Here is a 24,151-nt window from a genome sequence, read left to right as displayed (position 1 = left end):
TCAGCCGGGTGCGGCGACCCGCCCGACCAGCACTGAGCCCAGGATGAGCGGGGTGTCAGCCGGGTGCGGCGGCCGGATCCTCGTGGTGGGCGGAGGAGTGGGCGGGCGGCCCACCGTGGGTCCAGGGTGTGTCGGCGGGATCGGGGAAGGCGGCGCCGGGCCGGTAGGCCTCGCTCAACGTGGTCAGCAGCAGGTGTTCGCCGATGACGGGGACGCTTCCGGGTTCGGCCACCAGTTTGCGGCCCATGCCGCCGGAGAGTTCCAGCAGCACGTCCGAGCCGCTGCCGGTGGGCGTGACCGAGATGACCTTCGCCTTCTGGGACGGGCGGGCGGGCGAGGTGAGCGAGGCGCCGGGCTCCACCCGTACGGGCTCGGTCGTCGCCACCATGATCCGGGGGCGCAGCACCGGCCGTTTGCCCGTGTCGTCGATCCGGTCGGCCTTGGCCAGCGACACCACCCCGCCGAAAGCCGCCCCGGTCAGGCGATGCTCGGCCATCACCAGCGGATCGTCGAAGGCCCGCTGCACCGCGTAGCGCGCCGCCGCGTTCTCGAGCCGCTGCAGCCGGGCGGCCGCCGCCACCGCGCCGTCGCGGCGGGGCTGGGGCGTGCCGTCCTCCTCCAGGTGGGCGACGAAGGCCGAGTACACGTCGCGGTCGGTGTCCCAGCGCAGGCCGACCCGGGCTCCGGCCGGCAGGGCGCGCAGCAGGGCCAGCGACTGCCACATCCGTTCCCAGGTCGGCATCAGCAGATCCCGCAGGGCGGCGACCAGTTCGGCCGGAGCCGAGGACATCAGCGGCGCCAGCACCCGGTTGTCGAAATCGGGATCGGTGGCCGGGCCCGCGACCGGGCCCTGCTCGGCCGCCCGGGCCGCCTCCGGTCCCGAGGTGATCCAGGCGAACAGCGACCCGAGGTGGGCGTCCTCGGCCGCGCTCTGCCCGGTCGCCCAGTGCAGGCCGAGCGCCTGCACGGCGTTGACCAGCAGTGCCGAGCCGGGCACTTCGGCCGACGCGGCCAGGAAGGTGAGCCACTGGCCGAGCAGCGGCACCGCCGGCGGCACCGGGTGGTCACCGTCGGTGCGGCGGAAACGGGTCGACCGGCCGAGCAGCCGCAGGAAGTCGACCCCGCCGGGGTTGGGCACCCAGACCTGGGGTGCGTCCACAAATCGGTGGCGGACGTCGCGGCCACGGTCGACCGGCACGGCCTCGGTGGCGCCCTCGCCGAACGACGCCAGGTAGGGCACGACCGCCTCGGCCAGCGACGCGGTGAAGGCGAACCGTTCGTCGCGGTTGCGAGGCTGGCCGACCACGAGCAGCCGCGGCTCCGATTCGCTCGTGCCCAGCATCGCGGCCAGCGGCGCGTTGGCCTCGCCGGCCATCGCGAACGGGATGAGCACCAGCGGCCGGTCGTGCACGTGCAGGTGGCGCACGGTGGCGATCGGCTGGGCCCGCCCGGCCGCGAGCGCCTGCGCCCGGGCCAACGCGACAAGCGTGCTCAACGGGGTCCGGCCCCGGAGACCGAAGAAGACCCGGCGGAAGAAGGATCGCCGGAAGAAGGCGCGGAAGACTCGGCGGACGAAGGCCCGGAGAGAGCGGAAGAAGGCCCGGAGAGCAGGGCCTCGTCGCGCAGGCGAAGAGCGGCCCGCAGGAGAGCGGCCGCCTCGGTCTGGTCCGGCGCCGGGTCAGCGGCGCCGGAGGCCAGTGCGAGCGCCTCGTCGATCGTCTCGACGCCGCCGAGCGCCTCGCGGACCGGCCGGCCCAGCGTCGAAGTCCGCCCGCCCGCCTCGTGCCGGCAGAAGACCGAGAGTTCGCACGCCGACAGGCACTCGGGCGCATACCGGGCGTCGACCGTCTCGAGCGCCGTCACCAGGGCCGGCACCGGCTGGGCGAGGTCGAACGTGAGCCCGTCCGGCAGCGTTTCCAGCAGCACCGACACGGACTCGAGCCGGGACAGCTGGCGGCGCAGGGTGGAGAGTTGCTTGCGCACGTCGAGCACGACCGCGACCGGCTGGAGCGAGAAGTTCTCGGGGCAGACCAGCACGACCTCGTGGCTCACCTTGTCGTCGCCCAGCAGCCGGCGCAGCGCCAGCACATAGACGGCGGCCTGCACGGCGGCGGCCGACACGGCGGTCCCGTCGGCCTGGCCGTCGATGATCGCGAACGACTTGATCTCGACGACCTGGAGCTGGGTGCCGGTCTGGTAGGCGATCAGGTCGGGTTCGAGGAACACCGTCTGCCCGGCCACGTCGAGCGTCAGCAGTGGATGGTCGACCAGCCCCTCGGTGAAGCCCTCGAGCAGCGTCCGAGTGCGGGCGTGCCGGGCCGAGAGGGTTCCGTCCTCGTCGACTCCAAGATCTTCATACGTTCCCACGTACGCCCCGAGGGTGGCTCGAAGGAGCGCGCAGTCGTCCGCCTTGAGCATCGCCTCGAAGGCGTTCCCGCGGGCCAGCGCGAACCTCGACTGCCCGAACCCGCCCGGGAACCCGATCCGCTCGGCCAGGCCCACCTTGTCGACGCCGGCCGCGTCCAGCACCGCACGCCGCGTGCAGCCCGGATTGCCGGTGAGCGCCGCGACCGTCCGCGCGTTGTGCCGCTTGCCCGGCCCGGGCCCGCGCAACTGTTCCACCCGGTTCACGCGACGCACCCCACAGCCCGATTCACAAGACGCACCCTAGATCGGGCGGGAGGAAAACTCACGACGCGACGCCCACACGGGGGAAAGCCAGGGAAGCCGGAGCGCATCAGGTGCCGCCCGCACGGGGAAAGCCAGGCAAGGGAAAGCCAGGAAAGCCGGAGCACATCAGGCGCCGCCCGCACGAGGAAAGCCAGGCAAGGGAAAGCCAGGAAAGCCAGAGCACATCAGGCGCCGCCCGCACGAGGGAGGCCGGGGGAGCCGCACAGGGACAGTCGAGACGAACCCGGGGGAAGGGTCACCAGGATCCGCGCTGGTGGGGGACGGAGGGCAGCCCGAACAGCTGCTGCGACCGGGGCAGGGTCAGCGCCCGCGCCACCGCTTCGACCCGCGCCGGCTCCTCGGCGGCCAGCGCAGCCACCAGCGAAGGCGAGGCCAGCGCGTCACGCGCGGCGTCGGCCAGGTCGACCGCCTCGGGCCCGTGCGGCACCGTCTCGGCCAGCGAGCGCAGCAGCAGGTGGGCCGCCCGGGCCGCAGCCGGTCGCACCGCCGCGAAGCCGGCCACCCGGATCACGGTCGCCAGCGCGTCGGCGCGGCGACCGGCCGGGGTCACCAGGCGCCGCTCGATGCTCCAGTCACCGAGCGCGATCATCCCCCGTACGGAAAAAAGGTCTTGATCCAAGGCCGCGCACAGCCCGCTCGAGGGATCGCGCCGCAGGGCCGCGAGCGCCGGAACCGACAGGTCGCCGTCGAAGAACGCACCGTGCACGTCGGCCACGAGCCGGGGCGTGGCGGGCGCACCGATCAGCAGCAGGGCATGTCGCGCCTGCTCAGAGGTGGTGGGCAGCGTGCTCAGACCATTCACGGCGCACTCCGCGGGGGTCTCGACAGGATCGGCGGGGACACGACAAAGATCGGCGAGGGACACGGCAAGGAGCGAAAACCAACTCTAGATCTTCTTACATCACGACGACAATGTCGGGGCGAGTCACAACTTTCACTCCCGATAGCGATTAACCCTCGCATATCGGACTACCGGCTCGGAGCGCGCTACGTTCGAGCTATGCCGAAGGCCATCTGGAACGACGAAGTGATCGCCGAGAGCGACGACACCGTGGTTGTCGAGGGAAGGATCTACTTCCCCCGCGAGTCGCTGCGCGAAGACGTGCTGGCCCCCTCCGAGACGCACAGCATCTGCCCGTGGAAGGGCAAGGCCTCGTATTACACGCTGTCGTCGAACGGGCACACGACGGCCGACGCGGTCTGGTTCTACCCCGAGCCCAAGCCGGACGCCAAGATCGTGCGCGACCGGGTCGCCTTCTGGAAAGACGTCAAGGTCGAGGATTAAGAAAGACGTCAAGGTCGAGGATTAAGCCTCACACGATGCGCGGGTGAGCTTCCTCGATCGTCGTCACCTCGAGATAGTCCAGCATGTCGCGCTGCTCGTCGATGTCGAGCGCACCGAACGCCTCGTAGGCCACCGCCCGCGAGTGCTCGGTCTCGGCCGCGAGCAGCGCGATGATCCCCGACCAGGCCAGCGAGACCCGGTCGAACAGCCGGGCCCGCCGCAGCGAGGTCAGCCGGCTCAGCATCGCCACCTTGGTCGCCGCGTCGTTGTCGAGCGGAATCCGGTCGCTCAGCTCGAACAGGGCCTTCCCCCGGTACGGGTGCTCCGCCTCGACCATCCGCGCCAGTTCGGCGTTCGACATCCGATCGACGGCGGGCGCCGGTCCGCGGCTGGGCAGCGGGGGCTTGTCACCGGGCACGGCTGTCACGTCCGCTCTCATACCCGTTGCCGGGCGCCTGATGCGGCAGGGTCGGCGTGTTCGAGAAGCTGGGGAACGGCGGCGCGGCCGGCATGACCGGCAGTTCCGCTTCGTCCGACGACGAGGACGACGAAGCGAGCGCCTCCTGAGCCTGCCGCATGATCCGCAGGATCTCGGCCGAGAGCGTCGCCCCGCTCAGCAACTGCACCCGGTCGTCGAGGCGCAGGTCGGTGACGACTCCGCCGCGGCCCACGGTGACCGTGACCACGCCTTCCTCGTCCGTGGCCGACGCGCTCAGGGTCTCGAGATTTCCACTCGGCACTACTTGGTCCTCCGTTGCCGGCTTCGGGCCTTTTCCAGGCCTATGAGATCACGGTGAGCCCCGAGCGTGCCGCACACCCCGTCGCTCCGCACGCCGGTCACCCGACCTGACGACCACCGTAACGGGGACGCAACAAATCGGCTGTCCAGCAAGTGACCTACTTCCCTCATGTACCGGCAATGCCGACCGATCAAACGCGTCGGAGGTGCTTCATGGTGCGTTTCGGCAGGACCCTGGACCGCGTGCGACGCGGCGTGGACATCGCCATGATCTTCGCGTCGCTGATGGTGCTGGCCTGGCCCGCGCTGGTCGAGCCGCTGCGGCAGCGGAATGCCGGCTGGTGGGGCTGGACCCTGTCGCTGGCCGCGGTCGTGGTGATCGGCGCGCTGGTGGCCAAGGCGACCGAGCGCTGGCCGCTGGCCCAGTACGCCCCGGTCTCGGCCGCCGTCGTGGTGGCCGCCGTACGCACCTCGATGGGCGACTCCGGACCCGAGCTGATCTGGCTGACCCTGATCGTCACCGGCATCATCCTGATCCGCCAGTTCCTCGGCTCGCACACCAACCAGGGCCTGATGCGCGACCTCACCCGGCAGCGCGCGATCCTGGCCCGCCAGGCCTTCCGCGACCCGCTGACCGGGCTCGGCAACCGGGCGATGTTCATGGACCACGCCAAGGACGCCCTGGACGACGCCGACAGCACCAAGACCGCGGTCATCCTGTTCGACCTGGACGGGTTCAAGGGCATCAACGACACGTACGGGCACGCGGCCGGCGACGAGCTCCTCAAGATCACGGCCGAGCGCCTGAACGCCAACGTGCGCGCCAACGACACTGTCTCCCGGCTCGGCGGCGACGAGTTCGTGGTGCTGCTCCCCCGGCTGGCCGACGAGGAGATCGCCGACACCGTGGCCGCGCGGATCCTGCGTGACCTGCAGCAGCCGGTCACCGTCGACGATCTCGTGCTGACCGCCCGGGCCAGCGCCGGCATCTCGATCGCCGAGGGCACCGAGCACGATGTGGACTCGCTGCTGCGCGAGGCCGACGAGGCGCTTTACCACGCCAAGGACGACGGCAAGGGTGTGGTGCGCCGGTTCGACCCGTCCCGGTTCGCCGAGACCGCGCAGCGCCGCCGCGACGAGAACGACCTGCGCCGCGCGCTCGCCGAGTTCCAGTTCGAGGTGCACTACCAGCCCATCGTCGACCTCGACGGCGAGCTCACGGTCGGGGTCGAGGCGCTGGTGCGCTGGCGGCACCCGGTGCGCGGCCTGCTGGCGCCGGGCGAGTTCATCGACCTGACCGAGTCGCTCGGCCTGATGCACCGGCTCGGCCTGTGGGTGCTGCGGGAGGCGTGCGTCCAGGCCGTGCAGTGGCAGCGGCAGCACCCCGGTTTCAAGCTCAACGTCAACCTGTCGGCCACCCAGCTGGCCAGCCCCGAGCTGACCGACGAGATCCGCTCGGTGCTGACCGACACCGGTATGCCGGCCGATCTGCTGGTCCTCGAGCTGACCGAGTCGGCCGCGCTGACCGATCTGACCGAGTCGGCCCGGGTGCTCGACTCGCTCAAGAGCCTCGGCGTCCGGATCGCACTCGACGACTTCGGCACCGGCTTCTCGTCGCTCAGCCACCTGGGCGCGCTGCCGGTGGACGTAGTCAAGATCGACAAGTCCTTCGTGCAGGCCATGCAGGAGACGACGGCCAACGGCTCGGTGGCCGAGGCGGTGCTGCACATCGCCCGCACCTTCAACCTGTCCCCGGTCGCCGAAGGCGTCGAGGACGAGGCGCAGGTGGCCATGCTGCGCGACCTGGCCTGCACCCAGGCCCAGGGTTACCACTTCGCCAAGCCGATGCCGGCGTCGGAGCTGACCGGCCTGCTGCACCGCCAGGCGACCGGCGCGGTTCTAGAGCGGCGGTAGATCCAGGTCGGTCTCGAGCCGATCGCCCGCGGCCACCCGGGCCAGAATCGGATGACCTTCCCCGTACGCCTTCGTGAGCGCCGCCGACACCTGGTGATGAGCCTCGTCGTCACCGCCGTCGAGCACCGCGTTCCACGCACACGCGAGGGTGTCGGGGTGGTCGTGCCCGCGGATCATCCGGGACCGCTGCCAGGTGTCGCCGGCCAGCTGCTGGCCCTCCTGCCGCTCACCGAGTCCGAACAGGTCGGTCGCGTAGCCGTTGGCGCAGCTCATCGTGAACGGGTGATCGGGGCCGACACTGCGCCGCAGACCGCTCAGCGCTTCCTCGTCGATCCGCCGCGCCTCGGCATAGCGCCCGGTCGCCCGCACCACCCCGGCCAGCACGGCCGACGTGGCGAGCGTGAACGGATGATCGTCGCCGAGCACCGAGTGGTAGCGGATCACCGCCCGTTCCAGCAGCTCGTGGGCACGATCAAAATCTTCCTTCTCCCGTACGGCGTTAGCCAGCGAGACAATCGCAGCAAGCGTCTCGACGTGCAGGTCGCCGAAGCGCCGCCGGGTCAGCTCGACCACCGACTCGGCCAGCGGGACGGCGGCCGCCTGCCCCCGCCGGCGCGCCGCCATGGCCGCGAACCGGGCCGCCCACAGCGCGAACGGGTGATCCTCGCCGACCGTGCCCGGCCGCACCACGGCGACCTCGGCCGCGGCCGGGTAGTCGCCCAGCCCGAACAGGTCGAACGCCAGCTCGGCGCGCGACGACAGGATCTCGGGGTGGCCGTCGGTGAAGATGGCCTGCCGGTGCCGCAGGGTCTGCTCGTCGAGCGTGCGGGCACCCCGGAAGTCGCCCAGCAGCCGAAGGTCGGCGGCCAGGTTGTTGGCGCAGCGGAGCGCGGTCGGGAAGCTCTCGCCGAACAGCCTGCGGTAGCGCACCAGGTTGTCCGCGTCGAGTTGCCGGGCCTGCTCGAAGTGACCGCGGACGCGCAGGTCGGCGCCCACGCTGTTGGCCGTGGCCAGGGTCGTCTCGTGGTCGCCGCCGAGCACCTCGCGCTGGGCCCGCAGCGTCTGCGCGTTCAGTTCGCGCGCGGGCGCCGAGCGGCCCACCGCCCGCAGCGCGTTGCCCAGGTGGAACGACGCGAGCAGGGTCTGGGTGTCGGTCTCGCCGAGCGACTCGCGCCAGCGGGCCACGGCCGCGGCGGCCAGGTCGCGGCTGGAGTCGTAGTCGCCGCGGGCGAAGTGGTAGCGCACGCAGTTGATGACCAGCTGGCGGACCTCTTCGGCGTCGGCCCCGAGCACGTCGGAGTGGATCAGGTGCGGGGTCAGTTCGGCGTAGCGCGCCCGGGTGGCCGGGTCGTCCGGGTCGCCCGGGTCGGAGGCGGCCAGCATCGCCCGGACGGTGCCGAGCAGCGACGCGTGCCGCTCGGAGCTGAGTTCCTGGGCCAGCATGCCGCGCACCAGCGGGTGGACCAGCAGGTGCTCGCCGGGCGGATCGAGCTCGGCCAGCCCGTACCGTCCGATCAGGCGCAACGCCGCCTTGAGCCGCCGTTCGATGCGGACCGTGGGCGCCAGCTCGGGCGGCAGCGGGAGCGTGCGCGCGCCCCAGAGCAGCCGCCACGACACCGGCGCGCTGCCCAGGAAGGCGCACAGCTCGAGCAGTTCGAACGCGGCCGGGGAGACCGCCTTCAACTCGTCGGCGGCGAGACCCCAGGCCACCCGTACGGGCGTCGGGAAGGCCAGCTCGGCCGAGCGCGCCTCGTAGCGGGTCAGGTAGTCGTCGACGGACCGCCCGGTCGCGGCCCGCACGGCGGCGGCCAGCTCGAGCGCCATCGGTACGTCGTCGAGCCGCTCGGCCAGCCGCTCGGCCTCGCCCACCGGCAGCTCGGGGGCGCGCCGGCGCAGCAGATCGACGCTGTCGGCCCGGTCGAACACGCCGATCGGCATGGCCTGGGCCACCTCGGTCGACCAGCGTGGGTTGCGGCTGGTCACCAGCACGTGGCCGGCCCCGCTGGGCAGGTAGGGCTTGATGTCCTCGGGGCGGTTGGCGTCTTCGAAGACGACCAGCCAGTTGCGGAACGGCTCGCCCCGGCTCAGCGCGTCGCGTACGGCGGCCAGGGTGCGGTTGATGTCGCCCGACTCGGGCAGCCCGAGCCGGTGGGCCAGGCCGATCAGCGCCGAGCGGGTGCCCGCCGCCTGCTCGGCCGGGATCCACCAGACCAGGTCGTAGGTTTCCGCGTAGCGGTAGGCGTATTCCGTCGCCAGCTGGGTACGCCCCGTTCCGCCCAGCGGGTGTTCCTCGCCAGGCAGCAGCACGACCGGGCCCGTTCCGAGCATGGTGCGGAGCCGGGCGAGAAGGTCTTCGCGCCCTACGAAACGGGTATTGCGCGGGGGCAGACCGCCCAGGACCGGCACACCACGCTCCTCACGTGTTTGGTGATGCCGATTACCGTACGTGGAATCATCGCCACAGTGGAAGAAGGACCGCCTTGCCCGACGAGTTGGTGACGAGCCTGGCGCGTACCGGCGAGACCGCGACCGTCGCGTTGCGCGGCGAGGTCGACGTGCTCACCGTCGACCAGGTCCGGTCCGCGCTGGCCGACGCCCTGGCCACCGGGCCGCGCGAGATCGTCGTCGATCTGACCGATCTGGAGTTCATCGACTCGACCGGCCTGGGCGCGCTGATCTCCGGTTTCCAGCGCGCCCGCGACGCCTCGATCCGCTTCCGCCTGGCCCACGCCTCCGGCTCGGTCAAGCAGATCCTGGTCCTCAGCGGACTCCTCGAGGTCGTCGAGCTCACGCCTTGACGGCGGCGGGCGTCGCCAGCCCGATGCCCGGGGCGATCGGCTTGAGGCGCTTGCCCGCGAAGAGCATCAGGCTCAGCACGCTGGCGAAGACGGCCAGCGCCCCGGCGCCGTACCAGGCCCAGGTGTACGCCCCGAGCTGATCGCGGACCAGGCCGGCCGCCGTGGCCGCGGCCGCCGCGCCGAACTGGTGGGACGCGAAGACCCAGCCGAAGACGACCGCGCCGCGCTCGCCGAAGTACTCCCGGCACAGGGTGACCGTCGGCGGCACGGTGGCCACCCAGTCCAGGCCGTAGAACAGGATGAACACCAGCATGCTGGGGTGCGCGGTGGCGGCGAACAGCGACGGCAGCACGAGCAGGGACAGGCCGCGCAGGAAGTAGTAGGCCCCGAGCAGGATCCGGCTGTCGACCCGGTCGGTCAGCCAGCCGGAGAAGATCGTGCCGACGATGTCGAACAGGCCGACCAGGGCCAGCAGCGAGGCGGCGGTGGTCTCGGCCATGCCGTGGTCGTGCGCGGCCGGGATGAAGTGGGTGCCGACCAGCCCGTTGGTGGTCGCCCCGCAGATCGCGAACCCGCCCGCCAGCAGCCAGAACGGCCGGGTCTTGGCCGCGTCGCGCAACGCGACCAGCGCGGTACGGGCGGCCCCGGCGGGCGCGATCGGCTTGGGCTCCTCGTACTCGCCGCCGAACGCGCCCAGGCCCAGCTCGGACGGGTGGTCGCGGAGCCGCCACCAGACCAGCGGCACGACCAGCAGGGCGGCCCCGCTGACGGTCAGCGCCGCGGTCCGCCAGCCCGAGTGCTCGGTCAGCGTGGCCAGCACCGGCAGGAAGACCAGGTTGCCGGCCGCGCCGCCCGCGGTGAGCACGCCGGTGACCAGCCCCCGGTGCTTGACGAACCAGCGGCCGGTGATGGTGGCGACGAAGCCGAGGGCCATCGAGCCGGTGCCCAGGCCGACCAGCACGCCCCAGAGCAGGATCAGCTGCCAGCTGGTCCGCATCAGCACGGTCAGGCCGGACCCGGCCGCGACCAGCAGCAGCGCGGCCATGATCACGCGGCGGATGCCGAACCGTTCCATCAGGGCGGCCGCGAACGGCGCCGTCAGGCCATAGAGCAGCAGGTTGACCGAGACGGCGGCCGAGATCGTGCCGAGCGACCAGCCGAACTCGTCGTGCAGCGGCCGGATCATGACGGACGGGGTGGCCCGGAACCCGGCCGCGCCGACCAGCGCGACGAACGCGACGACGGCGACCAGCCAGGCGGGATGTATGCGGAGCTTGCTCACGGTACAGATTCTGCGAATCGCGAGCCGAACAAACGAGTGGCCCGAAGGCCATCATGCGCAAGAATCGGGCCATCCCTCCAACCGCCCCGCCTGCCACCCAGGAAAGGACTGAAGACATGCCCCATCAGGTCGCCGTCGTCGTGCTGGACGGGGTCGTGCCGTTCGACCTCGGCACCGCCTGCCAGGTGTTCCGGGCCGCGCGGGACGCCGACCGGCAGCGGCTCTACGAGGTCGTGGTCTGCGGACCGGGCCCGGTCCGCAGCACGGCCGGGTTCACGGTCACCCCCGACCACGACCTGAGCGCGGTCGACGACGCCGACACGGTGGTCGTCCCGGGAGTGGACGCCGGGAGCACAGTGACGGACGGGTCGCTGCGGGACGACGTACGGGAAAAGCTCCTGAACGCCGCCTCTCGCGGAGCCCGGATCGTCTCGATCTGCACGGGCGCATCCGTGCTGGCCGCCGCCGGCCTGCTCGACGACCGACCGGCCGCCACCCACTGGGCCTGGGGCAACCGGATCACCCGGCTCTACCCGCGGGTGCGGTGGAACCTCGACGTGCTCTTCGTGGACGACGGCGACATCCTCACCTCGGCCGGCGTGGGCGCCGGGGTCGACCTCTGCCTGCACATCGTGCGCGGTGATCACGGTGCCGAGGTGGCCAACCGGGCGGCCCGGCGCTGCGTGCTGCCGCCCTGGCGGGACGGCGGCCAGGCCCAGTTCATCGAGCGGCCGGTCCCGCACTCCGACGGCACCGGCACCGCACCGACCCGGGCCTGGACGCTCGACCGGCTGGCCGAGCCGGTGAGCCTGGAGGAGATGGCCGAGCACGCGCGGATGAGCGTGCGCACCTTCACCCGGCGCTTCCGCGAGGAGACCGGCACCAGCCCGCGGCAGTGGCTCCTGCGACAGCGCATCGCACACGCTCAGCTTCTGCTCGAATCGACCGATCTGGGGGTCGAGACCGTGGCCCGCCGCTCGGGCCTGGGCAGCGCGACGGCGCTGCGGCAGCACCTGCAGACGGCGATCGGCGTGGCGCCCACAGCGTACCGCCGGACGTTCCGTCAACCGGTGCAATCCGCCTCATAAGCCTGCAAATCTCAGCTTTGACCTCGGGCGTCCGATAGGCATAGGCGAGCACCTTTGCCGACGACAAGGACGTCATGGACCAGACCTTCCGCCCGCTGCTGGACGCGCTCAAGCAGATCGGGACCGATCCGCAGGCCGTCGACGCGGCCGCGGAGGAGGCTCAGCGCAGCGGACGGTCCGTACGCGCGGTTCTGATCAACGACCAGGTCGTCACCGAGGAGCAGCTGACCCAGGCGGCCGCGATCGCCTTCGGCATCAACACCGTCGACCTGGTCAGCTTCGCGCCCGACCCGGCCGCGCTCAAGAAGATCCCGCTGTCGGTGGTGCTGCGGCACCGGGTGCTCGGCATCTCGATGGCCGACGGCGAACTCGTCGTGGGCGTCACCGACCCCGGCGACGTGGTCGCGCTGGACGACGTGCGGGCCGCCACCGGCATGACCGTACGCCCGGTGGTGGTCGCCCGCAGCGAGGTCCGGCGGATCATCGAGCGGCTCCAGCGCGAGTCGAGCGACCTGGCCGACATCGCCGAGGACGACTCCGAGTCACAGGGGGACATGGCCGCCCAGGCCTCGGCCTCGGACGACGCCCCGATCGTGCGCTACGTCAACAGCCTGATCGAGCAGGCGGTCATGAACCGCGCCTCCGACCTGCACCTCGAGCCGACCGAGGACGACATGCGGGTGCGCTACCGCATCGACGGCGTGCTGCACGAGGTCGACCTGGTGCCGCGGGGCGTGATGAACGCGCTGACCTCGCGCATCAAGATCATGTCGGGCGTCGACATCACCGAGAAGCGGGTGCCGCAGAACGGCCGCATCACCGCCCTGATCCGCGACCGGACGGTCGACCTGCGAACCGCCACCCTGCCCACCGTGTGGGGCGAGAAGCTCGTGCTCCGCGTGCTCGACACCGGCGGCATCGACCTCGACATGGAGAAGCTCGGCTTCACCCGGCACAACCTCGACCGCTTCTCCGAGTCGTTCACCAAGCCGCACGGCATGGTGCTGGTGACCGGGCCGACCGGTTCCGGCAAGTCGACCACCCTCTATGCCACGCTGGGCCGGATCAGCAAGCCCGAGGTCAACGTAATCACCGTCGAGGACCCGGTCGAGTACCGGCTCCGCGGGGTCAACCAGGTGCAGGTCAACGCCAAGGCGGGCCTCACCTTCGCGGCCGTGCTGCCGGCCATCCTGCGCTCCGACCCGGACGTCGTGCTGATCGGTGAGATCCGGGACAGCCACACCGCCCAGATCGCCGTCGAGGCGTCGCTGACCGGTCACCTCGTGCTCTCCACGCTGCACACCAACGACGCGCCGGGCGCGGTCACCCGTCTCACCGAGATGGGCATCGAACCGTTCCTGGTCGGCTCGTCGCTCGACTGCGTACTGGCCCAGCGGCTGTCCCGCCGGCTCTGCGACTGGTGCAAGGAGGCGTACGCGCCGACCGAGGAGGAGCTGATCGGCGCGCGCTGGCCGTTCGAGGACCTGTCCGTGCCCGACGCGCTCTATCGGCCGGTGGGCTGCCGCAACTGCGCCAACACCGGCTACCGGGGCCGGATGGCGCTGCACGAGGTCATGCCGATCACGCCGGAGATCGAGGCGCTGACCATCCGGCGGGCGTCGGCCAACGAGATCCGCGAGGTGGCCCTCTATCAGGGCATGTACGAGCTGCGGGCGGACGGGCTGGCCAAGGCCGCGGGCGGGCTGACCTCGGTGCGAGAGGTGTCCCGGGTCGCCATCTGACGGCGGAAAGACCTTATTCCGTACGGGGAAATCGCGCTCGAATACGCCGGAAGTGCCCCTAAACCGGGTCTCCGCAGTGCCGAATTTAGGGGCGTCCCTGGAAGACGAGCAGATAGCCGGGTGGAGATGTACTCAACCGACCAGATGGTCCCCCAGCAGGCAGCGCCGCAGCAGCCGGCCGCGCCCGCCCCGGGCGACCTGGCCGTGCTCAACCAGATGCTCGTCACCCTGGTCGAGAACAAGGGCTCCGACCTGCACCTGACCGTCGGTACCCCGCCGATGATCCGGGTCAACGGCGAGCTGCGGGCGATCCCCGGCTACGGCAACCTGAACTCGTCGGACACCGCGCTGCTGGCCCGGGCCGCCGTCTCGGCCGAGCAGTGGCAGACCTACCAGGACACCCAGGAACTCGACTTCGCGCACAGCATCGTCGGCGTCTCGCGGTTCCGCGGCAACCTCTACGTGCAGCGCAACTCGAGCGGCGCGGTCTTCCGGGCCATCCCGCACGAGATCAAGCCGCTGGACGAGCTGGGCATGCCCGACTCGGTGTCCCGCTTCGCCCACCTGCCCCGCGGTCTGGTGCTGGTGACCGGCCCGACCGGTTCCGGCAAGACCACCACCCTGGCCTCGATCCTCGACCTGGCCAACCGCAGCCGGGCCGACCACATCATCACCATCGAGGACCCGATCGAGTTCCTGCACCCGCACAAGCGCAGCGTGGTCAACCAGCGTGAGGTCGGCACCGACACCGAGGACTTCGCCAGCGCCCTCAAGCACGCGCTGCGGCAGGACCCGGACATCATCCTGGTCGGCGAGCTGCGTGACCTCGAGACGACGGCGACCGCGCTGACCGCGGCCGAGACCGGTCACCTGGTGCTGGCCACGCTGCACACGCAGAGCGCCACGCAGACCATCGACCGCGTCATCGACATCTTCCCGCCGCACCAGCAGCTGCAGATCCGCGCGCAGCTGGCGGCGTCCCTGCAGGGCGTGATCACGCAGGCGCTGGCGCCCCGGGCCGACAACAAGGGCCGCGCCGTGATCTGCGAGATCCTCACGGCCACGCCGGCCATCCGGAGCCTGATCCGCGAGGGCAAGTCGCACCAGATCCCCTCGTTCATGCAGGCCGGTGCGGGCGACGGCATGCTCGCCTTCGACCAGCACCTGGCCGAGAAGGTGCGCGAGCAGATCGTGACGCTGCCGGCCGCCCTCGAGATCTGCCACTCGCAAGAGGAACTCAAGCGACTCGTGGGACGGATGTGATCCGATGCCGGCCACCAAGGTCTATCGCTACAGCAGCATCGACGGAGCCGGCCATCGGGCCAAGGGCACCGTCGAGGCGCCCAACGAGACCGCGGCCAGCCATCTGCTGAAGCAGCGCGGCGAGACGCCGCTCGAGCTCGTCGAGACCGGCAAGGGCCTCGACATGGAGATCAAGATCCCGGGCTTCGGCGGCCGGGTGAAACTCAAGGATCTCGCCGTCTTCGCACGCCAGTTCGCGACGATGACGGCCTCGGGCATGTCGCTGCTGCGGTCGCTGTCCATCCTGGAGGAGCAGACCAGCTCGGCGCCGCTCAAGAAGGCGATCGGCGAGGTCCGTACGGACGTGGCCGGCGGCGCCTCGCTGTCGGCGACCATGGCCAAGCACGACCGGATCTTCCCCCGGCTCATGATCGCCATGGTCCGGGCCGGTGAGACCGGCGGTATGATCGACCGCGCTCTCGAGCAGATCGCGGACAGCCTGGAGAAGGACACCGAGCTCCGCGGCAAGATCAAGAGCGCGATGACCTACCCGGCGATCGTGCTCTCGTTCACCTTCGTCCTCATCGCCGCGGTGCTCATCTTCATCGTGCCGATCTTCGAGGCGATGTTCAAAAATCTCGGCGGCCAGCTGCCGGCGATCACGCAGTTCCTGGTCGACGCGAGCCACAACATGTGGTGGATCGGCCCGCTCATCCTCGTCCTGGGCATCGGCGGCACGGTCAGCTACCGCCGGCAGATGCGGGCCAGCGAGGAATTCCGGTTCAAGGTCGACAAGATCAAGGTCCGCCTTCCGGTCTTCGGCTCGCTCTTCCGCAAGCTGGCCATGAGCCGTTTCTCCCGCAACCTGGGCCTGCTGCTCAACGTCGGCGTGCCGGTGATGCAGGCCCTGACCGTGGTCGGCGAGACCACGGGCAACGAGGTCATCAACGCGGCGATGAAGGACGTCCAGGCCGCCGTCCGCGACGGCCACACGATGTCCTCGGCCCTGCGCAACCACGCGATCTTCCCGGCCATGGTCACGCAGATGATCGAAGTCGGCGAAGAAAGCGGCCAAATCAGTCAGATGTTGGACAAGGTTGCCGATTTCTATGACAGGGAAGTCGACGCCGCCGCGGAATCACTGACGGCGTCGATCGAACCGATCATGGTGCTCGTCATGGGTGCCGTGGTCGGTGGAATGGTGATCTGTCTGTACCTACCGATGTTCACCATCTACCAGAACATCCAGAGCAACTGAAACCCGGGTCCCCCAGCCCGACACCAATCGCCCGCCCCACCTGACGCCATGGAGGCACCCCCAATGCACGACGTCATCAACCGGCTCCGCAACAAGAAGGACGACGAAGGCTTCACGCTCATCGAGCTGCTGGTCGTCGTGGTCATCATCGGCGTGCTCGTCGCGATCGCCGTGCCGGTCTACCTCAACTACCGCAAGGGCGCGGCGGACAAGTCGGCGCAGTCCGACCTGCGCGGCGCGGTCAGCACGATCGAGCAGTGGTACACCGACAACGGCAACTCGTACCCGACGGCCACCACCCTGAAGAACCAGGCGGCCAGCTTCAGCCTCAACACCTCCGGCGGCACCGCCGGCTCGGCCGGCTGGATCACGCTGTCGGACAAGTCGGTGCTCACCTACATCCCGACCGTGACCGGCACCGCCCCGAACCAGACCGCGTCCAGCTACCTGATCTGCTCCACCAACTCGGGTGGTAGCGGCAAGGTCTACGCCTACGACAGCTCGGTCGGCGGTTCGGTGAAGGCGCTCACCAGCGCCACCCCGAGCATGACCTCCTGCACCTGATCCTGATCTGACGACCGGGTGGCGCCGCTCGCGGCGCCACCCGGCTCCCACCGCCTGATTGGAGGACCACGATGCAGACCTTTCTGCTGATCGTGGTCGCCGTGCTGGGCCTGGCGGTGGGCTCGTTCCTCAACGTCGTGATCTATCGGGTGCCGCGCGACGAGTCGCTGGCCCACCCGTCGTCGCACTGCCCGGAATGCGGCAGCGCCGTCCGGCACCGGCACAACATCCCGGTGCTCGGCTGGCTGATGCTGCGGGGCCGGTGCGCCGACTGCGGAAGCCCGATCAGCGCCCGCTACCCGCTCGTCGAGGCCGGCACCGCCGTCCTGTTCGTGGCGGTGGCGGCCAAGTTCGGGTTCTCCTGGGAACTGCCGGCCTACCTCTATCTGGCCGCGATCTCGGTGGCCCTGGCCGTGATCGACCTCGACGTCATGCGGCTCCCCGACAAGATCGTCCTCCCCTCGTACGTGGTCGCCCTGGTCCTGCTCGCCCCCGCGGTGATCGTGGAGCGCAGCTGGGCGACCGCCGGCCGGGCCCTGGTCGCCGCGGCGGTGCTCTACGTCGGCTACTTCATCCTGGCCGCGATGCCGCGCGGGATGGGTGGCGGCGACCTCAAGCTGGCCCCGCTGATCGGCTTCTACCTCGGCTGGCTGGGCTGGAGCTCGGTCGTGATCGGAGCGTTCTCGGCGTTCCTGTTCGGCGGGCTCGTCGGCGCGGCGCTGATGCTGCTGCGCCGGGCCAACCGCAAGACCCGCATCCCCTTCGGTCCCTACATGCTCGCCGGCGCCTTCCTCGCGGTCTTCGCCGGAGCCCCGATCGCGCAGTGGTACACCTCGCTGCTCGTCCCCACCGCCTGAGCCCGCTCGCTCCCCTGCAGGAAGGAAACCCGATGGCTGGCGTCACCCCGATCGGCCTGGACATCGGCACGTCCTCCATCCGTGCCGTCGAGGTCCGCCGCGGCAAGGACGACTACGCGTTGTCCAACTTCGGCCAGGTGCCGCTGCCGCCCGGCGCGGTCACCGGCGGGGTGGTGCAGGACCAGGTGATGGTCACCTCGGCCCTCAAACAGCTGTGGGCGGCCTGCAAGTTCGGCACCAAGAACGTCAACATCGGCGTGACCAACCCGCAGCTGGTGGTGCGCGAGATGTCGATCAGCAACCTGCCCGCCAAGGAGATGCGCCAGGCCCTGCCGTTCCAGGTCAAGGACGCGCTGCCGCTGGCCGTGGAACGTTCGCTGCTCGACTTCTATCCGCTCGAGGACCCGGGCGACAACCCGACCGTCCGCGGCCTGCTCATCGCCATGCCCAAGGAGGCCGTGATGAGCTCGGTCGAGGCCGTCGAGAAGGCCGGCCTGCACGTCAAGTCGGTCGACCTGGCCTCGTTCGCGCTGCTGCGGGCCGCCTCCCGGCTCGACGCCCAGGTCGAGGCGATCGTCGACATCGGCCTCGACGTGACCAGCGTGGTCGTGCACGCCGACGGCGAGCCGCTGATCGTGCGTACCGTGCCGCGTGGCGGCCAGGAGATCACCGACGCCATCGCCTCCCGCCTCGGCATCCCCGTGCCCGAGGCCGAAGAGCTCAAATGCCGCTTCGGCCTGCACGGCGACGGCCGCGAGGACTCGGCCGGGGCCGCCGAGGAGGCGGTCCGCCCGCTGGTCAGCGAGCTGCGCAGCTCCTTCACCTACCTGGCCTCGGGCCAGCAGCAGAAGACGGTGACCCGGCTCGCGCTCTGCGGCGGCAGCGCACTCATGCCCGGGCTCGCCGAGCACCTGCAGAACGAACTGCGGATCACCGTGATGTACGCCGACGGCGCCAGCCGGCTGCGGGACACCCGCAAGGGCCGTGAGCGTGGCTTCGACAATTTCGTGCCCTCGGCCGCGGTGTCGATCGGCCTGACCCTGGGAGCGGCTGCCTGATGACGACTACCCAAACCACCTTGATGCCGGTTGACCCGGCGGTCTCCCCGGCGCAGGCGTCGCGCGTCCTGACGATCCGGGTCAACCTGCTGCCCGACGAGATCAAGGCCGGCCGCAGCGCCCGCCGCACCCGCGGCGCCCTGATCGTCGCCGTGGTCGTGGTCGTCGCGGTGATGGCCGGCTGGTACTTCCTCGCGTTCCAGGCGCTGAGCACCGCGCAGACCAACCTGGACAACGCCACCGGTCAGGTGCAGCAGGCCCAGGCCCAGAAGGCGCGATACAACAACGTCACCAAGACGATCGCCAACCGCGACGCCGTGGCCGGCGACATCAAGACCCTGATGGTGGACGACCTGCCCTGGGCCACCTACACCGACGCGATCCGCAGCAACGCCACGGCGGCCGGCGTGTCGGTCGGCCAGATCAGCACGGCCAGCGTGCCCGACACCGGGACCACCGCGGCCGGTGCGGCCCGGACGGTCGCGACGGTGACCCTCACCGGCAACGCGCCCGACAAGCCGCACATCGCCGCGTTCCTCGACAAGCTCGCCGCCATGAAGGGCTTCTCCGACCCCTATCTGACCACGGCCTCGAAGAACGACAAGATCTGGAACTACGCCCTCACCATCAAGGTCACCTCGGACGCCCTCTGCGGCCGCTTCACCGAGGCCTGCCCCGCGACCGGAGGCAAATGATGGACGCCCGTCGCATGGACCGGATCTGGCTGATCGGCGGGATCGTGGCCATCGTGGTCATCGTGGCCGCGGCCTGGCTGCTCGCCATCTCGCCCAAGTTCACCGAGGCCGACACGGTGCAGACCGGGGCCGACGACACCACCATCCAGCTGACCAAGCTCAAGAAGGACGTGGCCGCGCTCAAGGAGCAGGACGCCAAGAAGGCCACCTACCAGGCCGAGCTGGACAAGCTCCTGACCAACCTGCCCGAGACGTACGGGATGCCGGTCTTCCTGCGTTCCCTGCAGACCACGGGCGACGCGGTGAACGTCGACGTGACCGTCCTCTCGGCCGGCAGCGCGCTGCAGTCGCCCACGGTGCCGGCCGTGGCCGAGATGCCGCTCTCGGTGAACGCCTCGGGCACCGCCGCCAACGTCAGCAAGTTCCTCGTGCAGCTGCAGACCATCCAGCCCCGGGCCGTGCTGCTCGAGGCGATCAGTCTGGCCGAGGAGGGCAACGAGACCGCCACCACGTCGTCGCCGACCTCGAAGGTCACCGCGACCCTGACGATGACCGCCTTCTGCACCACGACGGACGTGTCCGGCAGCGCCAGCGCCGACCGCACCGACCGGTGCCAGATCGCTTCCTGAACGCTCCCTGAACGCCCCGGGCAGCGACCCATTGTCACCCTGAGTACTCTGCCCGTATGTCATACGCGGTCCCACCGACCCGTACCGCAGCGGTCGTCCGCCAGCTGCGCAACGAGATCGTCACCGGCGAGCTGCCCCCGGGCACGCTCATCAAGGATGCCGAGCTCGCGGCGCGCCTGGGGGTCAGCATCACTCCCGTACGCGAGGCCATCGCCCAGCTCAGCGTCGAGGGCCTGATCGACATCGCGCCCAACCGCACCCGGCACGTCACCAAAGTCACCCAGAAGAACGCGCTCGAGCTCATCGACGTCATGGGCGTGCTGGCCTGCGCCGGTTTCGAGTGGGGCGTCGACAACCTCACCGACACCCACATCCAGCTGCTGCGGCTGCGGCAGAAGGAGTTCGTCGAGGCGCTCGCGGCCGGCAACGTGCTCGCGGCCGGGGCGGCCGGCGCCGACTTCAGCACGACCATCATCCTGGCCAGCGGCAACCGCGAGCTCCAGTCCATGGTCGACCTGGTGGTCGCGCGCACGATGCGGATCCTGGCGATAACCGCCGAGAGCGACCTGTGGCGCAGCTGGATCGACGGCCACGACGCGATCATCCGCCTGCTCGAGGAGGGTGACCGCCAAGGGGCGCTGGCGCGCTACCGGCAGATATACGTCGACTACCGCGCCGACGTCGAGCAGGAGCTCTTCGTCGACCAGTAAATCTCCCCCGTAGGGCCGCCCTCATCCAGGGCGGCCCTTCGCGTTTGTGCATGGCAACCCGTTCGCAACCGTGATCTTCCTCGCGTCGCCACTCCGCGCGCCGATCAGGCGACACGTGACCCCCAATCTGGTTCTCGTCGCGGAGGATGACTCCGACATCCGCGACCTGCTCACCGTCACTCTGGAGTCGGCCGGCTTCCACGCCGTGGCCGCCAAGGACGGACACACCGCCGCGCGCATCCTGACCGTCGCCCGGCCCATCGGACTGATCACCGACGTCCGGATGCCGGCCCTCAACGGCATGGAGTTGTGCCAGCTCGCGCGCCGCGATCCGGCCAGCCGCGACGCCGCGATCCTGATGATCTCGTCGCATACGCACACGTTCGACATCGACGCCGGGCTGAGCTCGGGTGCGGACCGTTATCTGCCGAAACCGCTGTCCCCGCGGCGTCTCGTCACCGAACTGCGCGAGCTCATCTCTTCGCGCGGTTTGCCCGCGGCCTGAACCTCTTCGACCCCACAGCCGTTTTCCGAACCAGGAGGTAGACCCCCATGACCGCGCTTCTCGCTCCGCCGATGGACACCGACGCCTTCACCCGCGCGCTCTCCTCCGGGCCGATCACGGCACCGCTGTCGCCCAGCGTTCTGATCGCCGACGACGATGACGACGTGCGCGACGTCATCGAGTTCCGCCTGCAGGTCGCCGGCTACCGCACGATGACCGCGGACAACGGCCGCTCGGCGCTCAGCATGGCGATCGAGCGCCGTCCTCGGGTGATCATCCTGGACGTCACCATGCCCCAGATCGACGGCCTGACCGTCTGCAACCGCCTGCACGAGACCCCGGCCACGGCCGAGATCCCGGTCCTGATGATCAGCGGCAACGGCCGCCCGGCCGACCTCGATCTCGGCTTCGCCGCGGGCGCCGACGACTACCTGCCCAAGCCGTTCAGCCCGCACGAGATGATGCGCCGGGTCGGCTGGCTCCTGCTCTCCGCAGGGCGGTGACCCGAGAATCTCAGACCGGCGCGGCGGCTGCCGAAAGTCCTTTCGTGGTGCCCCTGCTGCGCCTGGCCGGTTTCGCCGCGCTGTACGTGCTCGCCACGTACGCGGGCCGGCTCACCGTGCTCGACCAGACGAACCTGAGCCTGGTCTGGCCGGCGGCCGGGGTGCTGGCGGTCTGGTTCGCCGGGCGGCCGCGTTCCCGGTGGCGCTGGGCCGACCCGGCGGCGCTGGTGGCGATCACCGTCGTGGTCAACCTCGCGACCGGTGCCCACCCGCTGATGGCCGGCTTCTTCGCGGCGGCCAACCTCGTCCAGGCGTACGCGCTGACGTGGCTCCTGAGGCGCTGGTTACCCACGTTGTGGATTCCGGACGGCACCACCGTGCGCCGGATGCCCGAGCTGTGGCGCCTGCTGCTGGCCGCGCTGCTCAGCAGTGCCGCCGGGACGAGCGTCGGCGCGATCGGACTGTGGCTGGTCAACGGCGTTCACACGCTCGACTCGACCGCGGTCTGGCTGGCCCGCAACACGGTCAGCGTGGTCGTCGTCGGCATCGCCCTGCCCCTGTTGATGCGACCGCGCCGGCTGTGGACGGCGTGGAAGAACATGGGCCCGTCCTGCCGCATCGAACACCTGGTGGTGAGCACCGCCTCGGTGCTGGGCTATCTGCTGGTCTTCGGCGCCACCGACGGGCTGCCGGTGGCGTTCACGCTGATCACGCTGAGCGTCTGGGCCGGCGTCCGGCTGCGCACCACCTACGTGGTCGTGCACGCCCTGGCCTTCGGCACCTTCGCCATCCTGTTCACGCTGGACGGCACCGGCCCGTTCGCGGCCATCGAGTCGCACCCGTTGCGCGCCCTGGTGGCGCAGCTGTTCGTGGCCACCATCGCGGTCGTCGGGCTCGTGCTGGCGCTGGGCCGCGACGAGCGGGACGCGCTGATGGCCCGGCTGCGCGCCTCCGAGGAGGAGGCGGTCGCCCAGGCCACCACGGTGACCACCATCATCGACTCGATGGAGGAGGGCCTGATCGTCATCGACGAGGAGGGCCGCTACCGGATGGCCAACGCGGCCGCGCGCCGGCTGATCGGCGTCTCCAGCGGCACCACCCGGGTGGCCGAGCCCGGCTTTTACGGGCTGTCCCGCGCCGACGGCTCGCCGCTGGCCGCCGAGGACATGCCGCACCGCCGGATCCTGGCCGGCACCTTCGAGCCCACCGACCTGCTGGTCCGCAACTCGGCGACGCCCGGCGGCCGGATGATCCACGTCAACGGCTCGGTGCTGCCGAACAGCCGCGAGGCCCTGCTCGTCTTCGTCGACGTGACGGCCGACCGGCGGCACCGCGACGAGCTGACCTCCTTCGCCGGCGTGGTCGCCCACGACCTGATGAACCCGCTGGCCACGATCGAGGGCTGGTCGGAGGTGCTGGCGGGCGAGGTCGACGAGAACAACGACTTCGCCGTGGACAGCGTGACCCGGATCCGGCGCGCGTCGGAGCGGATGCGCAGCCTGATCGACGGCCTGCTCGCGTACACGACCGCCCGGGACGCCGGCCTCGACCCGGCCCCGGTCGACCTCGACTCGATCGTGCGGGACATCGCCACCGGCCGCCTCGATCACGCGGCCAGCACCGGGGCGCCGATGCCGCGCTTCGATCTCGAAGACCTCACCCTCGTACGGGCGGATCCGGTGCTGACCCGTCAACTGCTGGAAAATCTGATCGGCAACGCGATCAAGTACACGGCGCCCGGGGTGGTGCCGGTGATCGCGATCCGGGCCAAGGTGGCGGGCGACGGCTTCGTGCGGATCTCGGTGTCGGACAACGGCATCGGCATCCCGCAGGGGCAGCACGAGGCGATCTTCCAGAACTTCCATCGCGCCCACGGCGACGCCGGCTATCTGGGCACCGGCCTGGGCCTGGCCATCTGCAAGCGGATCGTGGAGCGGCACGGCGGCACGATCACCGCCACGACGTCGGACGACGGCGGTTCGCGGATGACGTTCACCCTGCCGGTCACTTAACCCTCGACCGCGATGAGCGGGTGGCCGAGCGCGCGCAGGTGCCGCAGCGTCGCCACGATCGAGTAGCAGTCGGCCAGGGCGTTGTGCTCCCGGTCGACCGCACCGGTCAGCCCGGCCGCGAACGCGATCCGCCCCGCCGATTCGCCCCGGGTCATCGGGAGCAGCGAGTTCACGTACGGGCGGATGTTGACGAAGGGTGGCATGCCCCGCTTGGGGGCCCGACCCTCCGGCACCTGGAGCACGAGGTTCTCACCGACGACAACCATGTCATTCCCGTACGAGAGAACGTAGTGCCCGGCGCAGAAGTCGATGAACTGGTCGAGGGCGGTCAGGAACGGCAGCCCCCGAGCGTCCACGTCGGCCTGGCTGATCCCGGTCAGCTCCTGGAAGAACGGGGACAGCGACGGGTTGCGCACGGGCCGGACGAGCAGGTCCAGCTCGCCGGTGATCTCGAGGGTGGCGGAGTCGACCCGTACGGCACCGAACTGCACTATCTCGCGGAACTCGCCGGGGCCGGACCAACCGCGGTCCTGCGCTCCGTCCCAGGTGGTGAACTCCAGATCAAAGACGATGATCACG

Annotated in this window: 24 protein-coding genes; 16 read left to right on the top strand and 8 right to left on the bottom strand. The window is 70.5% G+C overall.

The window, feature by feature from the left end; translation table 11 throughout:
- Window positions 1–55: 55 nt before the first annotated feature.
- The 3 genes from KOI35_RS44075 to KOI35_RS44065 all read right to left on the bottom strand — a co-directional run bounded on the left by KOI35_RS44075 (window position 56) and on the right by KOI35_RS44065 (window position 3,493).
- A complete protein-coding gene (locus tag KOI35_RS44075; protein WP_215795730.1) occupies window positions 56–1,495 on the bottom strand; it encodes a hypothetical protein in 1,440 nt (479 codons plus the stop codon).
- Window positions 1,492–2,631: a hypothetical protein gene (locus KOI35_RS44070; protein ID WP_308121431.1), complete on the bottom strand. Its 1,140-nt coding sequence runs from the start codon at window positions 2,629–2,631 to the stop codon at window positions 1,492–1,494. Before KOI35_RS44070 ends, KOI35_RS44075 begins: the two co-directional genes overlap by 4 nt.
- 295 nt (window positions 2,632–2,926) lie before the next feature.
- Window positions 2,927–3,493 (bottom strand): hypothetical protein, encoded by a 567-nt coding sequence (locus tag KOI35_RS44065; protein ID WP_215795729.1) that lies wholly within the window; start codon window positions 3,491–3,493, stop codon window positions 2,927–2,929.
- A gap of 198 nt (window positions 3,494–3,691) precedes the next feature.
- Between KOI35_RS44065 and KOI35_RS44060 the strand changes: the two genes are divergently transcribed.
- Window positions 3,692–3,976 (top strand): DUF427 domain-containing protein, encoded by a 285-nt coding sequence (locus tag KOI35_RS44060; RefSeq protein ID WP_215795728.1) that lies wholly within the window; start codon window positions 3,692–3,694, stop codon window positions 3,974–3,976.
- A 28-nt stretch (window positions 3,977–4,004) separates the two neighbouring features.
- On the opposite strand, the gene KOI35_RS44055 is transcribed toward KOI35_RS44060, so the two are convergent.
- Entirely contained in the window at window positions 4,005–4,403 is a 399-nt protein-coding gene (locus KOI35_RS44055) for a hypothetical protein (protein WP_308121430.1), read from the bottom strand.
- Entirely contained in the window at window positions 4,384–4,716 is a 333-nt protein-coding gene (locus tag KOI35_RS44050) for a YbaB/EbfC family nucleoid-associated protein (RefSeq protein ID WP_215795727.1), read from the bottom strand. Before KOI35_RS44050 ends, KOI35_RS44055 begins: the two co-directional genes overlap by 20 nt.
- Window positions 4,717–4,958: 242 nt before the next feature.
- Here KOI35_RS44050 and KOI35_RS44045 point away from each other — a divergent pair, with 242 nt between their 5' ends.
- Entirely contained in the window at window positions 4,959–6,629 is a 1,671-nt protein-coding gene (locus tag KOI35_RS44045; protein ID WP_308121429.1) for a putative bifunctional diguanylate cyclase/phosphodiesterase, read from the top strand.
- Here KOI35_RS44045 and fxsT read toward each other — a convergent pair.
- Entirely contained in the window at window positions 6,615–9,035 is a 2,421-nt protein-coding gene (fxsT, locus tag KOI35_RS44040; RefSeq protein ID WP_215795725.1) for an FxSxx-COOH system tetratricopeptide repeat protein, read from the bottom strand. The genes KOI35_RS44045 and fxsT overlap by 15 nt on opposite strands.
- Before the next feature lie 74 nt (window positions 9,036–9,109).
- Between fxsT and KOI35_RS44035 the strand changes: the two genes are divergently transcribed.
- Complete coding sequence (locus KOI35_RS44035; RefSeq protein ID WP_215795724.1) at window positions 9,110–9,427, top strand: STAS domain-containing protein; 318 nt, start codon at window positions 9,110–9,112, stop codon at window positions 9,425–9,427.
- Here the strand turns inward: KOI35_RS44035 and KOI35_RS44030 are convergent.
- Complete coding sequence (locus KOI35_RS44030; RefSeq protein ID WP_215795723.1) at window positions 9,417–10,709, bottom strand: MFS transporter; 1,293 nt, start codon at window positions 10,707–10,709, stop codon at window positions 9,417–9,419. The two genes, KOI35_RS44035 and KOI35_RS44030, sit on opposite strands and share 11 nt — an antisense overlap.
- A gap of 116 nt (window positions 10,710–10,825) precedes the next feature.
- On the opposite strand from KOI35_RS44030, the gene KOI35_RS44025 reads away from it, so the two are divergent.
- The 13 genes from KOI35_RS44025 (at window position 10,826) to KOI35_RS43965 (ending at window position 23,572) form a co-directional block, all read left to right on the top strand.
- A complete protein-coding gene (locus KOI35_RS44025) occupies window positions 10,826–11,797 on the top strand; it encodes a GlxA family transcriptional regulator (RefSeq protein ID WP_215795722.1) in 972 nt (323 codons plus the stop codon).
- Between the two features lie 74 nt (window positions 11,798–11,871).
- Window positions 11,872–13,539 (top strand): GspE/PulE family protein, encoded by a 1,668-nt coding sequence (locus KOI35_RS44020; RefSeq protein WP_215795721.1) that lies wholly within the window; start codon window positions 11,872–11,874, stop codon window positions 13,537–13,539.
- 126 nt (window positions 13,540–13,665) lie between these two features.
- A complete protein-coding gene (locus KOI35_RS44015; protein ID WP_246614792.1) occupies window positions 13,666–14,802 on the top strand; it encodes a type IV pilus twitching motility protein PilT in 1,137 nt (378 codons plus the stop codon).
- 4 nt (window positions 14,803–14,806) lie between these two features.
- Complete coding sequence (locus tag KOI35_RS44010) at window positions 14,807–16,039, top strand: type II secretion system F family protein (RefSeq protein ID WP_215795720.1); 1,233 nt, start codon at window positions 14,807–14,809, stop codon at window positions 16,037–16,039.
- Between the two features lie 63 nt (window positions 16,040–16,102).
- Window positions 16,103–16,603: a prepilin-type N-terminal cleavage/methylation domain-containing protein gene (locus tag KOI35_RS44005; protein ID WP_215795719.1), complete on the top strand. Its 501-nt coding sequence runs from the start codon at window positions 16,103–16,105 to the stop codon at window positions 16,601–16,603.
- Window positions 16,604–16,674: 71 nt separating this feature from the next.
- The gene (locus tag KOI35_RS44000; RefSeq protein ID WP_215795718.1) at window positions 16,675–17,460 is read left to right on the top strand and encodes a prepilin peptidase; all 786 of its coding nucleotides are present in this window, start codon (window positions 16,675–16,677) and stop codon (window positions 17,458–17,460) included.
- Between the two features lie 32 nt (window positions 17,461–17,492).
- Window positions 17,493–18,518: a type IV pilus assembly protein PilM gene (gene pilM / locus KOI35_RS43995; RefSeq protein ID WP_215795717.1), complete on the top strand. Its 1,026-nt coding sequence runs from the start codon at window positions 17,493–17,495 to the stop codon at window positions 18,516–18,518.
- On the top strand, window positions 18,518–19,213 hold the full coding sequence (locus tag KOI35_RS43990; RefSeq protein WP_215795716.1) for a PilN domain-containing protein: 696 nt from the start codon (window positions 18,518–18,520) through the stop codon (window positions 19,211–19,213). The genes pilM and KOI35_RS43990 overlap by 1 nt, the downstream gene beginning before the upstream one ends.
- 14 nt (window positions 19,214–19,227) lie before the next feature.
- Window positions 19,228–19,842: a type 4a pilus biogenesis protein PilO gene (locus KOI35_RS43985; RefSeq protein ID WP_215795715.1), complete on the top strand. Its 615-nt coding sequence runs from the start codon at window positions 19,228–19,230 to the stop codon at window positions 19,840–19,842.
- Window positions 19,843–19,898: 56 nt separating this feature from the next.
- The gene (locus KOI35_RS43980) at window positions 19,899–20,552 is read left to right on the top strand and encodes a GntR family transcriptional regulator (RefSeq protein ID WP_215795714.1); all 654 of its coding nucleotides are present in this window, start codon (window positions 19,899–19,901) and stop codon (window positions 20,550–20,552) included.
- 115 nt (window positions 20,553–20,667) lie between these two features.
- Window positions 20,668–21,057 (top strand): response regulator transcription factor, encoded by a 390-nt coding sequence (locus KOI35_RS43975; RefSeq protein ID WP_215795713.1) that lies wholly within the window; start codon window positions 20,668–20,670, stop codon window positions 21,055–21,057.
- Window positions 21,058–21,104: 47 nt separating this feature from the next.
- On the top strand, window positions 21,105–21,560 hold the full coding sequence (locus KOI35_RS43970; protein ID WP_215795712.1) for a response regulator: 456 nt from the start codon (window positions 21,105–21,107) through the stop codon (window positions 21,558–21,560).
- A gap of 44 nt (window positions 21,561–21,604) precedes the next feature.
- Window positions 21,605–23,572 carry a sensor histidine kinase gene (locus KOI35_RS43965; protein WP_215795711.1) on the top strand — a complete coding sequence of 656 codons (1,968 nt, stop codon included), beginning with the start codon at window positions 21,605–21,607 and terminating at the stop codon, window positions 23,570–23,572.
- Here the strand turns inward: KOI35_RS43965 and KOI35_RS43960 are convergent.
- Window positions 23,569–24,150, bottom strand: a complete 582-nt coding sequence (locus tag KOI35_RS43960) for a 3'-5' exonuclease (RefSeq protein ID WP_215795710.1) — start codon at window positions 24,148–24,150, stop codon at window positions 23,569–23,571. The two genes, KOI35_RS43965 and KOI35_RS43960, sit on opposite strands and share 4 nt — an antisense overlap.
- Window position 24,151 lies beyond the last annotated feature (1 nt).

It is taken from the genome of Paractinoplanes bogorensis (assembly GCF_018829635.1).
In the GTDB taxonomy this organism is placed as follows: Bacteria; Actinomycetota; Actinomycetes; order Mycobacteriales; family Micromonosporaceae; genus Actinoplanes; species Actinoplanes bogorensis.
Note: the sequence above shows the minus strand (reverse complement) of the source record. Positions and strands in the feature narration are given on the sequence as shown.